General features: G+C 46.9%; 12 protein-coding genes and 14 tRNA genes. 2 read left to right on the top strand and 24 right to left on the bottom strand.

The genetic code is table 11. From position 1 onward, the window contains the following. Nucleotides 1-2: 2 nt before the first annotated feature. Nucleotides 3-818 (top strand): sulfurtransferase, encoded by an 816-nt coding sequence (locus KNO78_RS00130; RefSeq protein ID WP_214691246.1) that lies wholly within the window; start codon nt 3-5, stop codon nt 816-818. Nucleotides 819-831: 13 nt separating this feature from the next. Here the strand turns inward: KNO78_RS00130 and KNO78_RS00125 are convergent, their stop codons facing one another. Genes KNO78_RS00125 through KNO78_RS00110 form a run of 4 tightly spaced genes read right to left on the bottom strand, consistent with a single transcriptional unit; the run spans nt 832 to nt 7,020 of the window. Then, the gene (locus tag KNO78_RS00125) at nt 832-3,264 is read right to left on the bottom strand and encodes a glycogen/starch/alpha-glucan phosphorylase (protein ID WP_214691247.1); all 2,433 of its coding nucleotides are present in this window, start codon (nt 3,262-3,264) and stop codon (nt 832-834) included. A 22-nt stretch (nt 3,265-3,286) separates the two neighbouring features. Beyond that, nucleotides 3,287-4,720: a glycogen synthase GlgA gene (glgA, locus tag KNO78_RS00120; RefSeq protein WP_214691248.1), complete on the bottom strand. Its 1,434-nt coding sequence runs from the start codon at nt 4,718-4,720 to the stop codon at nt 3,287-3,289. Nucleotides 4,721-4,730: 10 nt separating this feature from the next. Next, on the bottom strand, nt 4,731-5,933 hold the full coding sequence (glgD, locus tag KNO78_RS00115; protein WP_236548973.1) for a glucose-1-phosphate adenylyltransferase subunit GlgD: 1,203 nt from the start codon (nt 5,931-5,933) through the stop codon (nt 4,731-4,733). Further along, nucleotides 5,866-7,020 carry a glucose-1-phosphate adenylyltransferase gene (locus KNO78_RS00110; protein WP_015880913.1) on the bottom strand — a complete coding sequence of 385 codons (1,155 nt, stop codon included), beginning with the start codon at nt 7,018-7,020 and terminating at the stop codon, nt 5,866-5,868. Before KNO78_RS00110 ends, glgD begins: the two co-directional genes overlap by 68 nt. Before the next feature lie 156 nt (nt 7,021-7,176). Between KNO78_RS00110 and KNO78_RS00105 the strand changes: the two genes are divergently transcribed. Further along, complete coding sequence (locus tag KNO78_RS00105; protein WP_214685796.1) at nt 7,177-8,967, top strand: transglycosylase domain-containing protein; 1,791 nt, start codon at nt 7,177-7,179, stop codon at nt 8,965-8,967. 40 nt (nt 8,968-9,007) lie between these two features. Here the strand turns inward: KNO78_RS00105 and KNO78_RS00100 are convergent, their stop codons facing one another. The 20 genes from KNO78_RS00100 to KNO78_RS00005 all read right to left on the bottom strand — a co-directional run bounded on the left by KNO78_RS00100 (nt 9,008) and on the right by KNO78_RS00005 (nt 14,994). Beyond that, nucleotides 9,008-9,883 (bottom strand): hypothetical protein, encoded by an 876-nt coding sequence (locus KNO78_RS00100; RefSeq protein WP_214691249.1) that lies wholly within the window; start codon nt 9,881-9,883, stop codon nt 9,008-9,010. Next, nucleotides 9,880-10,437, bottom strand: a complete 558-nt coding sequence (locus KNO78_RS00095; protein WP_015880910.1) for a DUF5366 family protein — start codon at nt 10,435-10,437, stop codon at nt 9,880-9,882. The genes KNO78_RS00100 and KNO78_RS00095 overlap by 4 nt, the downstream gene beginning before the upstream one ends. Before the next feature lie 227 nt (nt 10,438-10,664). Continuing rightward, a complete protein-coding gene (trmL, locus tag KNO78_RS00090) occupies nt 10,665-11,138 on the bottom strand; it encodes a tRNA (uridine(34)/cytosine(34)/5-carboxymethylaminomethyluridine(34)-2'-O)-methyltransferase TrmL (protein ID WP_015880908.1) in 474 nt (157 codons plus the stop codon). Nucleotides 11,139-11,150: 12 nt separating this feature from the next. Continuing rightward, complete coding sequence (locus tag KNO78_RS00085) at nt 11,151-11,591, bottom strand: methylated-DNA--[protein]-cysteine S-methyltransferase (RefSeq protein WP_211781619.1); 441 nt, start codon at nt 11,589-11,591, stop codon at nt 11,151-11,153. Then, complete coding sequence (gene queG, locus KNO78_RS00080) at nt 11,572-12,720, bottom strand: tRNA epoxyqueuosine(34) reductase QueG (protein WP_074037692.1); 1,149 nt, start codon at nt 12,718-12,720, stop codon at nt 11,572-11,574. Before queG ends, KNO78_RS00085 begins: the two co-directional genes overlap by 20 nt. Before the next feature lie 67 nt (nt 12,721-12,787). Next, nucleotides 12,788-12,858: transfer RNA gene (locus KNO78_RS00075), tRNA-Gly, on the bottom strand. 287 nt (nt 12,859-13,145) lie between these two features. Continuing rightward, nucleotides 13,146-13,616, bottom strand: a complete 471-nt coding sequence (locus KNO78_RS00070) for a hypothetical protein (protein ID WP_214691250.1) — start codon at nt 13,614-13,616, stop codon at nt 13,146-13,148. Nucleotides 13,617-13,854: 238 nt separating this feature from the next. Beyond that, nucleotides 13,855-13,935, bottom strand: a tRNA-Leu gene (locus KNO78_RS00065). A gap of 9 nt (nt 13,936-13,944) precedes the next feature. Continuing rightward, nucleotides 13,945-14,018: transfer RNA gene (locus KNO78_RS00060), tRNA-Cys, on the bottom strand. A 9-nt stretch (nt 14,019-14,027) separates the two neighbouring features. Further along, a tRNA-Gly gene (locus tag KNO78_RS00055) sits at nt 14,028-14,102 on the bottom strand. Nucleotides 14,103-14,106: 4 nt separating this feature from the next. Beyond that, nucleotides 14,107-14,181, bottom strand: a tRNA-Gln gene (locus KNO78_RS00050). Between the two features lie 7 nt (nt 14,182-14,188). Further along, a tRNA-His gene (locus KNO78_RS00045) sits at nt 14,189-14,264 on the bottom strand. 16 nt (nt 14,265-14,280) lie between these two features. After that, nucleotides 14,281-14,351: transfer RNA gene (locus tag KNO78_RS00040), tRNA-Trp, on the bottom strand. A 3-nt stretch (nt 14,352-14,354) separates the two neighbouring features. After that, nucleotides 14,355-14,438 (bottom strand) — tRNA-Tyr (locus KNO78_RS00035). Between the two features lie 5 nt (nt 14,439-14,443). Then, a tRNA-Phe gene (locus KNO78_RS00030) sits at nt 14,444-14,519 on the bottom strand. A 31-nt stretch (nt 14,520-14,550) separates the two neighbouring features. Next, nucleotides 14,551-14,626 (bottom strand) — tRNA-Asp (locus KNO78_RS00025). 8 nt (nt 14,627-14,634) lie between these two features. Continuing rightward, nucleotides 14,635-14,708: transfer RNA gene (locus KNO78_RS00020), tRNA-Met, on the bottom strand. Between the two features lie 16 nt (nt 14,709-14,724). Further along, nucleotides 14,725-14,799: transfer RNA gene (locus tag KNO78_RS00015), tRNA-Glu, on the bottom strand. Nucleotides 14,800-14,817: 18 nt separating this feature from the next. Then, nucleotides 14,818-14,908 (bottom strand) — tRNA-Ser (locus KNO78_RS00010). 11 nt (nt 14,909-14,919) lie between these two features. Further along, a tRNA-Asn gene (locus KNO78_RS00005) sits at nt 14,920-14,994 on the bottom strand. Between the last annotated feature and the right edge of the window lie 14 nt (nt 14,995-15,008).

Here is a 15,008-nt window from a genome sequence, read left to right as displayed (position 1 = left end):
TAATGTTTCCAACAATGCGTGCCCAAGAATTAAAACAAATCGTGCATACGAACTCGATTCGTTTCATCGATTGCCGATATTCGCTAAACGACGCGTCCTATGGTAAATATGTCTACCGAAAGGGACATCTTCCGAACGCTATCTTTCTCGATTTGATGGAAGACTTGTCCGGTCCGCTCGGCGAACACGGCGGACGTCATCCGCTCCCTTCGAAAGAAGCATGGACGGCAACACTTCGTCGCATCGGCTTGAAAAAAGAAGATTTGGTCATCATTTACGATGACGGCTTCCCATTCGCAGCCCGTGCATGGTGGCTCTTCAAATGGGCCGGTCACGAACGGGTCGTTGTGTTAGAAGGCGGTATCCAATCTGGCATCACTTATTGCGGTGAGACCACTACGGACGTTCCACACTATCCGACAAGCGACTATACGCCAGACTTCCAAGACCATATGATTGCGACACTCGATGAAGTGAAAGCTGCTGCGAGCGGCTCGCTCTATGATTCACGAACCGAAGATCGCTTCAACGGCACACACGAACCAATCGATTCAAAAGCAGGTCACATTCCGAACGCATTGCTCTGCTCCTATGCCGAGGCCATCACAGAACTCGGGACGTTAGAAGACTTCCACGACTTAAAAGAACTGTATAAAGATGTTCTTCCCGTTGAGAACCCCATCTTTTACTGTGGTAGCGGTGTGACCGCCTGCGTCAATATTTTGGCGCTTCACGCTCTCGGAAAAGATGATGTCCGACTCTATCCGGGATCCTATTCCGATTGGATCAGCTATCCAGAAAACGAGGTCCACCCCTAAGGGTGGATCCTTTTTATTTTACGCTCGTCGGTTTGATATTCCAGACCGCGTTCGCATATTCCGTGATGGTACGGTCACTCGAGAAGATTCCTGACTTCGCCGTATTGACGATTGAGCTTTCAGCCCAACGTGATTGGTCACTGAACACCTCATCGACTCGTCGCTGTGCCCGCATATACGAGACAAAGTCTTTCAAGACGAGGAAGTCATCGTTATAGACGAGGAGAGAATCGAAGATGGATTGGAATTGATATTCGCCCACTTTATCGAACGTTCCGTTGACAAGACCATCGACCACGTCTTTGATTTCCTGATGTGCGTGATACATCTCTGCCGCATGATAGCCTCCGAACTTCTTATAGTTCATGACTTCTTGCGGAGATAATCCAAAGATAAAGATGTGATCATCACCAACAGCGTCACGAATTTCGATATTGGCCCCGTCTAACGTTCCAATCGTCAAGGCTCCGTTCATCATGAATTTCATGTTTCCGGTACCGGATGCTTCATAGCTCGCAGTCGAGATTTGTTCGCTCAAGTCAGACCCTGGGAAAATCCGTTCGGCCATGGAGACACGATAGTTTTCAAGGAAGATGACTTTAATGAATTGACTCGCCCGCTTGTCCTTATTGATGAGCGTGGCAAGGGCATTGATATAGCGAATGATCTCTTTCGCATAGTAGTATCCCGGTGCCGCCTTGGCGCCAAAGATAAACGTGCGAGGCACCATCGTAAACGTCGGGTCCGCTTGAATCTTCAAGTAAAGCGCATGGATGTGAAGGGCATTCAGCAATTGTCGCTTATAGGCGTGCAAGCGTTTGACTTGTACGTCAAAGATGGAATGAGGGTCCACTTTCTCTCCCGTTTCTTCTTGAATGTATGCCGCTAAGTCCAATTTGTTTTGTTGCTTCACGTCCATGACTTTTTCTTGGAAGCTCCGGTCTTTCGAAACATCCATCAACTTTTCCAAGTCGTTCGGATGTTCGATCCATGACGGGCCGATTGCTTCCGTAATGGCGTCGGATAATCCCGGGTTCGACTTCAAGAGCCAGCGACGGTGTGTGATCCCGTTCGTCTTGTTGTTGAAGCGAAGCGGGAACATCTCATATAAGTAACGCATCTCGCGCTGTTTTAAAATATCCGTATGAATTTGCGCTACGCCGTTCGTTGAATGAGAACCGACGACAGCGAGATTGGCCATATTGATCTGTTCGTTTGACACAATTGCAATCTCTCCCATATGGGATTCGAGGTGCGGATAGTTGACGAGTACGTCTCGACAGAAACGTCGATTGATTTCTTCGATGATCTGATACACGCGCGGCAGGAGGCGTTGGTACATCTCGACCGGCCATTTCTCAAGCGCTTCTGCGAGTAGCGTATGGTTCGTGAACGACATGACGCTCTTCGTAATCCGCCACGCCTCGTCCCAACCGTATCCATGCTCATCCATCAAGATGCGCATCAATTCAGGAATTGCGACGACCGGATGCGTATCATTGATATGAATCGCGTAATGGTCGCCTAACTGCTTAAGTGATTTATTTCGCTTCAAATAGGAAGCAAGCATCGATTGAATGCCTGCAGATACAAAAAAGTATTGTTGTTTCAAACGTAATACTTTTCCTTCATACGTCGTATCATCTGGATACAAGAATTCCGAAATCGTAGCAATCGACTGTTTATGTTTCAACAAGTCTTTATACGTCCCTTTCGTCTTCTCTAAATACGCCTCGTCGTCAAGTGGTGATTCGGCGTTCCAAAGACGTAATGTATTCACGACATCATTCTTATAACCGATAATCGGCATATCATACGGAACGGCAAGAACAACCTCGTCTGGATGATGGACGACACGCAATCGATCTCCGATTTGTTTCATCTCAATCCAGCCACCGAAATTAATTTCGACCGCTTTATCCTGACGTCTCGTTTCCCACATGTTCCCGTCACGGAGCCAGTTATCCGGCAGCTCGACTTGATAGCCGTCTACAATTTTCTGTTTGAAGAGTCCATAACGATAGCGAATCCCATTTCCATGCCCAGGTAAACTGAGTGCAGCCAACGAATCGAGGAAGCAGGCGGCCAGGCGCCCGAGCCCCCCATTCCCAAGACCCGGCTCTGGTTCCAACTCGGTAATGTCTGTGAAGTCGTATCCGAGATCTTGCAGTCCGTCTCTAACGAGCTCCAATACGTCTAAACTGAGCAAGTTGTTGTATAAGAAGCGACCTAATAAAAATTCTAGCGAGAAATAGATGACTTGCTTACTGTGTTTTTCTTCTTGACGGTCACGCGTGTGAATCCATTTGGGCATGGCCTGCTCGCGTACCATCGTTGCCAATGTTTGATACACTTCCTGCTCTGTCCCATCCTCGATCGACTTCCCGTTCAATGCGATGAACCGTTCTTTAAATGCGTCGACAAAGCTTTGTTTATCTGTGAACATAAATCAAGTTAGCTCCTTCCACTCATGCGAATAAATGATATAACTCACGATATTGCTTGGCGGATTGTTTCCAGCTATAGTCCGCGGTCATCGCCTGATGGACGAGGGCATGCCAGTTTTCTTTTTCATAGAAGACACGAATCGCTTTTTCGATCGTCGCCAACATCTCATGAGCATTGTAGTTCATGAATCCAAAACCGGTCCCTTCTTGCGTGAACTCGTTGTACGGCTTCACGGTATCTCGGAGTCCACCTGTCTCACGCACGATTGGCAAGGTGCCGTATCGCATGGAAATCAATTGACTGAGACCACAAGGCTCAAAACGTGACGGCATTAAAAAGGCATCCGATCCCGCGTAAATCAAGTGGGCGAGTTCGATGTCAAAACCGATATATGACCCGACTTTCCCTGGGTGAGCAGCTGTCATCTCGTGAACGATTCCTTCATATTCCGGTTGTCCCGAACCGAGGAACGCGAACTGGCAAGGAAGCTGTCCAAGTTCTTCACGGACACCGTTGATTAAATCGAGCCCCTTTTGGTCAACGAGTCGGCTGACAAAACCGATGAGCATGACATCGTCTCGCACTTCAAGACCAAGTCGCTCTTGTAATGCCCGCTTGTTGACAACTTTTCCTTCTTTGTAGGTGTCGAGATTATACGTCTCTGCAATCCGTTGGTCCGTATTCGGATCGTTTGTCGCCAAATCAATTCCGTTCAAAATACCACGTACGTCGACCGCACGATGACGCAACGCCCCGTCTAACCCTTCACCGTAATAGGGTTCCATGATTTCGTCGCGATACGACGGGCTGACGGTCGTGATTTGATCGGAATGGACGATGCCGGCTTTCATGTAATTGACGAGACCGTTATGTTGAATTCCTTCGGCCGTGAAATGTTCAGGACCGAACTGTAGCAATTCTCCAAGAATCTCTTCTGGGAAAATCCCCTGGTATTGTAGGTTATGGATGGTATACACGGTGCGAATGCGTTGATACGCTTCAATATGTTGATAATGGATTCGTAAGAAGGCCGGTAAAATACCTGTCTGCCAGTCATGACAATGCAGGACATCGGGTACGTCTTCCATCTTCCCAATCATTTCGAGTACAGCGCGAGAGAAGAAGGCGAATCGTTCAGCATCATCAAAGTGTCCATATAAGACACCGTCACGTTTAAAGTAATACTCGTTGTCGATGAAGTAATACGTGATGCCGTCCCGCTCTAACTTCAAGACTGCCCCGAACTGTTTGCGCCACCCGACCGGAACAATCAGGTCGAATAAATACTCCATCTCGTCCACATACTCTTCAGCGATCGAGCCATATTTCGGCATGACAACACTGACTTCTTCTCCTAGGCCCGCCACCGCTTGAGGGAGCGAACCGACAACGTCGGCCAGCCCCCCCGTTTTCATGAACGGTGCCGCTTCTGAAGCAACATACCAAATTTTCATAAAATCCTCCTCATACCACTGTTCGTTTCGCGATGACAATCGGTTCGTCGATTGTGCCTCGGATGACCTGTCCTCGTTTTACAACAACTTCTTTATCCAAAATCGCGTTTTCAACGACAGCTCCTTCTTCAATGATCGATTTTGATGAAATGATTGAGTTTTTCACGCGTGCGTGTTTACTGACTTCAACACCACGGAAGAGAATACTATTTTGCACCTCGCCATGAATCTTACATCCATTTGCCACGAGCGCCTCGTTTACCTTTGATCCTTTCAAATAACGAGTCGGTGGCTCATGTTTGATTTTCGTGTAGATATGCGGGAAGTCATAAATGATGCCTTCGCCACGGAGTAATCGCATGCTTTCATTATAGTAAGAAAGCACCGAGTGAATGACCTGCATTTTCCCGACATAATGGTACCCGTGCACGTGTAAACGATGAAGCTGGGGACGAATGACGCCATCCAACAGGTCATATTCGCCTTTAGAGGTCGCTTCATCAACGAGACGCATGAAGAGATTCTTCGACATAATGATCGTTTCTGTGTACGTGTACTCATCATCCGGTGAGAATCCGCGCTCAGAGATGCCGACGACGCGGTCATTCTCCCCAAGGCGTATCGGACGGCAATAGCCACATTTCTGTTCATGGGTCGTATAGGCAAGCGTGATGTCCGCGCCCATCGATTTATGATGTGCGAGCATGTCGGTATAATCGATTGTCGTCAAAACGTTCGAACCTGTGATGACCACATACGGCTGCTTGCTGCGAATGAAGTGTTCACGGTGCATCGAGAAGTTGGCCAAGTCGCCAAGATACGCTTCCCCGTCCGGTTTCAACGCTGGTGGGAAGATGTGGAGACCTCCTTGCGAACGGTCCAAATCCCACTCTTTCCCTGAACCGAGATGATCCATCAATGAGCGATACTTATCTAACGTAAAGATCCCGACTTGATTAATATTTTGTGTGATCATATTTGTCAAGGTGAAGTCTATCAGGCGATAGCGTCCTGAGAATGGGACTGATGCCAGATTACGATGTCCAGTAAATTCCGGAAACAGACCTTGTTCCGTTCCTAAGTTAATGACCCCTAATAAATCGTTCGTCAACAGTAACGCCTCCTTGCGTGTCTCTTTACTCGTATCAAACTCTTTGTTTGAAGACGGTTCCACTTTCAATGTTTTCGTGTGGTTCAATAACAACGATTTCACCACCCGGCTCACCTACTGTCGCGCCGTCTTCAATGACTGCACAGCTAGCGACAATGGCTCTGTGAATTGTTACATCCTTCCCGATTCTAGCTCCTGGCATAATCACCGAGTCTTTAACGAGTGAACCTTCTCCAACACGGACATCGTAAAATAGCACTGAATGTTGGACTTCGCCTTCGATATGACACCCTTCGTTAATCACAGACTGTTCGACACAAGCGTCTTTTCCAATATACTGAGGAGTCTGGTTCGGGTTGACCGAATAGATTTTCCACTCCGGGTCATATAAATCGAATGGAGGCTCTTCTTCCAAGAGGTCCATATTCGCTTCCCAAAGAGACTGGATCGTACCGACGTCTTTCCAATAGCCTTTGAATTTATAAGCGAAGACATCGAGCCCTTGTAAAAGGGTATTCGGAATGATATTTTTTCCGAAGTCAAAGCTAGATGTTTCGTCTTCAGCATCTTTGATCAAGTGTTCGCGCAAGACGCTCCAGTTGAAGATGTAAATCCCCATCGAAGCCAAGTTGCTCTTCGGTTCTTCTGGCTTCTCTTCGAACTCATTGATACGGAGGTCATCCGCTGTGTTCAAAATTCCGAAACGCGGCGCTTCGTCCCACGGCACTTCCATGACAGAGATGGTCACATCGGCTTGTTTTTCTTTATGGGCTTCGAGCATTTTCTCGTAGTCCATTTTATAGATGTGGTCTCCCGAAAGAATCAACACATAATCTGGATCGTAATCATCGATATAGCTCAAGTTACGATAGATTGCATTGGCCGTCCCCTCGTACCAGTTTTTCCCCGACTGTGCTTGGTAAGGTGGGAGAATGGCTAACCCCCCGTTGCGACGATCTAAATCCCATGCCGTCCCGATTCCTAAGTAACGATTCAATTCAAGTGGCTCATATTGCGTTAATACCCCGACTGTTGTAATTCCCGAGTTCGTGCAGTTTGACAATGGGAAATCGATAATGCGGTACTTTCCGCCGAAATTCACGGCCGGTTTCGCCGTTTTTCGCGTGAGAGGCCCCAATCGCTTTCCTTCTCCTCCCGCAAGGAGCATCGCAACCATTTCTTGCTTCATAAATAATAAGCCTCCTCAAAATCGTGATATACAACCTCTTTTACCCTTTTTCGCCCTTTCCTAAAGTATTCCTTCTCGAATTATTATATGATAACGTTTACATTTTTTATTTTTTTGTAAATTGGACGATATAATGTATAGAGAGAGGTGAAATAGATGAGAGCTTGGATTGGAACCTTATTTTTTGCTGGACTTTTGGCTGCTTCCTTGTCACTTGCCACTGCATTGAAAGAAGAGATTGATCAGGCAGATGAAATTCTATCTTGGGGACAAGAGCTGGTATCGGCACAACCACTCTCGTCAATGCATGCCGTCACACTCGCATACAACGGGGGAGAACAGCAAATCTACTTGGCGGGCCGCAGAAATGACGTGTCCCCGAAAGCGTTACCCGAACATATCCAAGATGCGATTACAACCATCGAAGACCGTAAGTTCAATGCTCATCCCGGTTATGATTTGAGCGGGATTGCCCGAGCATTTATCAATAACGCGAACGAGACATCTGTCCAAGGTGGGAGTACAATCACGCAACAGTTGGCACGGAACGTGTACCTCACACATGAACGGACATATGAACGAAAAGTGAAAGAGTTATTGCTTGCTCGAGCACTAGAAAAAAATTATAGCAAGAAAGAAATTTTAACAGCTTATAGCAACGTTATTTTTTTTGGACATAATGTATATGGGATTCAATCGGCAGCCGATACATACTTTTCAAGACCGCTCGACGATTTGAATTGGAATCAACTCGCTTACTTGTTGACAGTACCGAATAATCCGTCACTTTATGATCCGCTCAATCCATCTGATGCTTTTTTTGAGCGTAAGGACCGAATCTTGACGCAACTGTTTGAAGCGGGTGTTCTCTCGAAGAGTGCTTACGATCAGTATCATGGCGTCAAGCTCCAAGCATCGTTTCGCAGTCAAACGATTCAATACCCGGACTATATGGATACAGCCGTCCGTGAAGCGATTCAATTGGTACGGACACGTTACGACTTAGATGATACCGAGGCGAGAGAATATTTGTCCACGCATGAAGCGACGATCGAGACTTACTTATCCACCGGGAAGCAGAAACAAGCAAAACAGGTGATGAGTCAACTCCCTCCCGGTGTGAACGGTGGCTATACGGAACTGACACCTCAAGGGAGAATCGTGGCCATGGTCGACTCTGAGATGACGCAGGTCGGTGAGTTCAACCGAGCGACCCAGGCGTACCGCCAACCAGGTTCCGCAATCAAACCGATCCTCGTTTTCGCCCCATTTATCGAAGAGACAGGAGCGAAACTTGACACGGTACTTGACGGTCGTCCGGCTTGTTACGGTTCTTATTGTCCCGGAAATAGTCACAACCGTGTGTTAGGCGATGTCCTATTGAAAGATGCGGTCGCTTTCTCGTATAACACACCTGCGCTCGCCGCCTTCTCAGCAATCGATCAGGAACGCGCGTATAAGACAGCTGATATGATGTTCAGTCAATGGGATGAACAGGACGAGAACTTAGCGAGTGCCCTTGGCGGTCTCACACAAGGCGTCTCCCCAAAAGAACTCGCCGCCGCCTATACCCCGTTCTTAAATAAAGGCGAGTATACATCCGGACATACAATCAAACAAATCACATTCAAGTCCGGTGAACCAACGTTGACCCCGATCTTAACGGAAGAGACAGTCTGGTCTCCGGAAACGATTAGTGAGATGAAAAAAGCGTTATCGACCGTCACCTCATACGGTACAGGTCGCTATGCGAATCAGCTGAAACGTGAATTTGAGTATCTCGGAGGAAAGACCGGAACAACGAACGACAACAAAGATATGTGGTATGTCGGACTGACCGATCGCACCATCACCGCCATCTGGCTCGGTGCCGATACGCCCCGCCCATTCCCGGAACTCGCCAACCGTGCGTATCCGGCGATTGTCTGGACACAGGCACACCAATAAAAGGAGTCAGCCACTGAAAAGTGGACTGACTCCTTTTGCTTTATAATCGACGTTCGATTTGAAGTCGATATGCTCCCCAATGCTCCATTAACTCGTCGTGATTGATTAGTTTCCATGGATTGAAACGGACTTGACCATGTTTATTGAAATAGAGTCCTTGTCGCACACAGTAACTCGCATGGACCAGTTGCCCTTGGTCGCTCCAAAACGTCAGGACGTCATTCGGCCTCAGTGTATCATCCTTCACAGTTTCGTACCTACTTCGCTTTAATGTCTGAAGGAACGTCTCTGGATGAACCCATCGGTGAACGACCTGTTCGTTTCCCGTGACCGCAAACAACGTCGCCGCGAGACAGTTACTTCCATCCTGGATCGGAAACCGATTTGCATAATCCGCAATATGCGAAGCAATCGAGTCATCACAGGGTTCCCCTTCCCAACGATCCCACTCCTTCGCATAGTCGAGCAGGAGAGAATGACGCATCTCGATGTCGAGCTCATTCCAATTTTGCGGATGCAAAACGATGACACACGCGCCATCCTTCTCTATAATCATCTCATTCGATAGACGTTTCATCTGCTCGACTGATATCGGCAAAACAAGACCACGATGGGTCGTCACTTGAAATTCCAATAAACGTGTTTTGACGTGCTCCTGTAATTCCTTCAAAAAGCCAGAGAACGCATGGACGACATGGGTCACGTCCTGACCCATCTGCCACGTCACATATGGATTCGTGATATCGGGTCTGCGGTAAAGCGGATGACTAAAAAACTCCTGCCTCGGAATCACGAGACAGGAACTCGGTATATCCTCAAGAAACGAAGAATCAATCCAATACAAGGTTTCCTCTGGGACAAATGATTGACTCCATGCTCCAATCACATCCGAGGTCGGTTTAAAAGAATGTTTCATAAGATGATATCTCCGACAGAGTTGAACAAGCGAAGGACCGACCAACCTAACCCACTGATCAACGTCGCCCACATGACGGCCTGCATAAGCAATAAGCCGATGGCTCGTGGGACGGACATCGATTGGCTTACTTGCCAGACATAGTAAAAGAGATACATCAAGAGCGTTCCTACGAGGACGGCGATGACGGCGAGTAACGTGTTCAAAAAGAGAAAGCTGATTCCAGACCCGATGAGGAAGATGATGGCCCCAGGTTTGAGCCGATGAAGCGACGTGCCATTCGTCTCGCGCGCAAAAAAGGCGAAACCGAGTTGATTGAACGTATCGGCCACCAATTTGAATGCGCTAAACAACATAAAGAAAATCGTAAAGAATACGACGAGCACGAGCACTTTCGTCTCTTGCACGGATAATAGTTCGATAATTTCACTATATACGCCAATTTGATTCAGCCATTGGATCACGTACTCGGAGGTCGCAATCGCAAGTGACATCGAAAACAAAATAATTCCGATGAGTGGGGCATAGCTCAGTAAGTACACATTCGTTTTCATGTTCCTTCTCCAATTTCACAGTAATTTCTTATATTCAGTGCAATTCACCTACCAAGTATATTATACTATTTATAGTTATGGAGAATAAAAGGGGGATTTTTGGATGGGCCTATTATTGATGGTTGGAATCAGCGTCGTCTTCCTCGCAGCGATTTTGACAGCTGGATATAACCGTAAACCTGAGGGTAACGAATAAGAGCCGGGATTCTTACGAATCCGGCTCTTTTTTATTTCAATCCTGCATATCCCTGTTGGCGAAGCGCCTCATATACGATGATGGCTGCTGTATTCGATACATTCAATGAACGGACGAGGTTCGATTGCGGCAGACGGATGCAGCGATCTAAATTGTTCTCGATGACTTCCATCGGTAACCCTTTCGTCTCACGACCAAAGACAAAGAAGTAGTCACCGTCTACATCTGAAACGTCCAAATCACTCGGGTATTGTTCCCCGTACTTCGTAATATAAAAGAACTGACCATCCGGATGCTTCTCCCACAGCTCTTCTAACGAGTCATGATAGCGTACATCGACAAATTGCCAATAGTCGAGACCGGCACGCTTTAACATCTTATCATCCGTCGAGAACCCGAGCGGACGAATCAAATGAAGCACCGAGTTCGTCGCCGCACACGTACGTGAGACGTTCCCTGTATTTGCTGGTATTTCTGGTTGAAACATTACGACATGAATTGCCATGGTTGATTTCCCTCACTTTTTCATTTCAAATTCTAGAAGGCGTTGTTTCTCAGCCAATCCTCCCGCAAAACCGACAAGCTTCCCACTACTTCCAATGACACGGTGACACGGAAATAGAATCGGCAACGGATTTCGATTGAGCGCCTGACCGACGGCGCGAACGGCTTTCGGCCGACCGATTTGTTCAGCAATTTGCTTATATGTGCGTGTCTCGCCATAAGGAATGGTCAAGAGCGCATCCCAGACCTCCTGTTGAAACGGTGTCCCGTTCATTTCAACGTAGGCACGATCTGCTTCTTGAAACCCTGTCCGCTCGACTCGCGTCATAAGATCCCGCAACCACTCAGGCACCTCGTCAGTCGGCTCATGTGTTGTGAACTCAAGAGCCGTCAGTTTGCCTGCTGCGTTTAATTCATACGCTAACGTTCCCCATTTAGACGACACGATCTTCATGTGCCCACTCCTCTCGATAGATACGAATCTCTTCATGAACCATGTCAGACGTTTCATTCCGTTCAATCTCTTCAAATATCGAATCGGCCTCAGGTCCAAGAATCGCACCGATTGCCCAAACAGCCGTCGCGCGCATGTCTTCGCGTTCATCCTGTTTGATGAATTCCCGTAAGATTGGAATCGCTGAAGGCTCACGGTAGTGCGCGAGTGCTAAAATCGCATTTCGTTGAATCGGTTTCTTCCCGCGCCATGCGCCCGATAAATGTCCGAACTTTTGTTTGAACTCCCGGTTGCTCAATGTCAGAAGAGGCTCTAAGAGCGGTTTGACGATCTCAGCTTCCGGTAACAGTTCTTCGTGGTGACGCCAGTCCTTTTTGCGGTTATATGGACAGACTTGCTGACACGTGTCGCATCCATATAATCGCCCCCCAAGCTTCGACCGAAACTCTCGTGGCATCAACGTCTTCATCTGTGTGAGATAGGCGATACAGCGCTTCGCATCGAGGACACCCGGCTCAACAAGGGCCGTCGTCGGACAAGCTGTCATACACTTATTGCAATCTCCACATCCGTCTTCAATCGCTTCATCCGGTGGTAAGTAAACATCTAAAATCATTTCGCCCAAATAAAGATAGGACCCTTTCTCAGGAGAGATGATTGAACAGTTTTTCCCACTAAATCCAATCCCAGCTCGTTCTGCGACGGCACGGTCCACGAGTTCACCCGTATCGACCATCGAACGCGTCCGCACGTTTGGAACCAATTCTTCGATATACGCTTGAAGTTTGGCCAATCGATCGCCGACCGCCCGATGGTAATCGAGTCCCCATGAGGCCCGAGCAAACAACCCTCGTCTCTCGCCGGCGACACTACGGGGCGCATCTTTTAATTTACTTGGATAGGCGATGGCGATTGCAATGATCGACTGGGCTTCTTCAAGTAAGAGTTCTGGGTTCGTACGCTTCTCTAAGTCGGGCTCTTCAAACCCAGAGGCAAACCCTTTCTCTTGTTGCCGAATAAGTCGCTGTTTCATGACGATGAACGGATCAGCTGTCGTCACTTTCAACTCATCAATCCCGATGGTTTCGGCATACGCTAAGATTTGTTGTTTTAATGTGTACGGGTCCATTCCGTTCACCTCCTCTATATATTTTCGCATACAAAAAATCTCTCCGCCACTCGGCAGAGAGATATGAAGCGGGTGAAGAGAATCGAACTCTCGTCATCAGCTTGGAAGGCTGAGGTTTTACCATTAAACTACACCCGCATGAAATATTGTTGTCGTTCAAGCGACTATAGTTAATATACACCTATACTATTAATCTGTCAACAAGTATTCGTAAGTTTTTCTAAAGTCACTCAATAAAGTATCTCGCTATATCTTAATGGTTTAATAGTTTGATACACCATAGCTTACTAAAAATAGTAAATTCTCCGTATAATATTGTTCAGGATACTATTCACATAATAATAGTGAATTAAATCATGAATTAGTGAATCCTTAGCGCCAACAAATAAAATATCTATTACGACAAGTATCCAAATCAATCAGACTTATTTGGATTTTTTAATCGTGTTCACCACCCCAGTACTCTCTTTCAAATCTTTCAAGTTATAGTACCATCCTCCTGCATTATTTGATGGCGGATGAGGATTATTCGGAAGTTCACAAAGCAAACGCAATAAATAAAATTTATATTTTGGGGCCTTGTCAAAATCAAAATCTTTGTACCGACTAGTAATATACACTGTGAGTTCTTTTTTTATATTTTCTGGTATATCAAATTGATTAATTTCCTTTTCCCAACTTTTCATCTCGATAGGGAACGTTCGATCTATATTGTAAATTTTGTTCATTACACCACCATTCGCTTGACGGAATGTTATATATTTCGTAGGTGTATAATTATATCCATTCGAGATAGGATGAGCATGCACAAAGCATTTTTCGATTAAATGAATTGTTTGTCCAGCAGCAACTGACAAAACAATAGAGCTTTCACTTTCTGTTATTCTTGATTTCAAAACCATACCCCCATGACTTAGTTTTTCTATAGTTTTTCCTGATGTACTATTTCTTTCATAAATAATATGTCTAACTATTGATAGTTAGTCACAAAAATAGAACTCTTATACCGTTTCACAAAAATCATTTTATCGCTTTATATATATTACTTTAAATTACATTGATTTACAAATCAATATGGAATAAATATGAAATTAAAATAAAAAAAGACCCTAACCTCAGTTAGAGTCATACGGATACCGGTGGTCGGAGTCGAACCGACACTCCAGAGGAACACGATTTTGAGTCGTGCGCGTCTACCAATTCCGCCACACCGGCATATTATGTTGGAGGCGCCAGTCGGAATCGAACCGACGATAAAGGAGTTGCAGTCCTCTGCCTTACCACTTGGCTATGGCGCCAAAAGTCATTGGAGCGGAAGACGGGATTCGAACCCGCGACCCCGACCTTGGCAAGGTCGTATTCTACCACTGAACTACTTCCGCAAAATGGCTGGGCTGGAAGGGATCGAACCTTCGCATGTCGGAATCAAAATCCGATGCCTTACCACTTGGCTACAGCCCAATAATAATGGGGCGACTGAAGGGAATTGAACCCTCGAATGCCGGAATCACAATCCGGTGCGTTAACCACTTCGCCACAATCGCCATGATGAAATTAAAACAGGGGCAGCAGGAATCGAACCCGCGCTGACGGTTTTGGAGACCGTAGTTCTACCGCTAAACTATGCCCCTAAGTGGTGGGGGGGGGCGGATTCGAACCGCCGAACCCGAGGGAGCGGATTTACAGTCCGCCGCGTTTAGCCACTTCGCTACCCCCCCACATATGGTGGCTTTGGACGGAATCGAACCGCCGACACAAGGATTTTCAGTCCTTTGCTCTACCAACTGAGCTACAAAGCCATATGTAGTATGATTGATTTTAAAATAAAAATGGCGGTCTCGACGGGATTCGAACCCGCGATCTTCTGCGTGACAGGCAGACATGTTAACCCCTACACCACGAGACCGGACTTAATTGCGGGGGCCGGATTTGAACCGACGACCTTCGGGTTATGAGCCCGACGAGCTACCAGACTGCTCCACCCCGCGACGATATAAAATTAAATGGTGACCCGTACGGGATTCGAACCCGTGTTACCGCCGTGAAAGGGCGGTGTCTTAACCGCTTGACCAACGGGCCATTACATATTTGAAAAACTGGCGGAGAGCAAGGGATTCGAACCCTTGAGACGGTTTTGCCGCCTACACGAATTCCAATCGTGCTCCTTCGGCCACTCGGACAGCTCTCCAAAAGAGAAAGTGGCTCCGCAAGTAGGATTTGAACCTACGACCTACCGGTTAACAGCCGGTTGCTCTACCACTGAGCTATTGCGGAACGATCTTGCCTGG

Origin of the sequence: Exiguobacterium sp. s132 (genome assembly GCF_018617235.1) — a bacterium.
Taxonomy (GTDB): domain Bacteria; phylum Bacillota; class Bacilli; order Exiguobacteriales; family Exiguobacteriaceae; genus Exiguobacterium; species Exiguobacterium profundum.
Note: the sequence above shows the minus strand (reverse complement) of the source record. Positions and strands in the feature narration are given on the sequence as shown.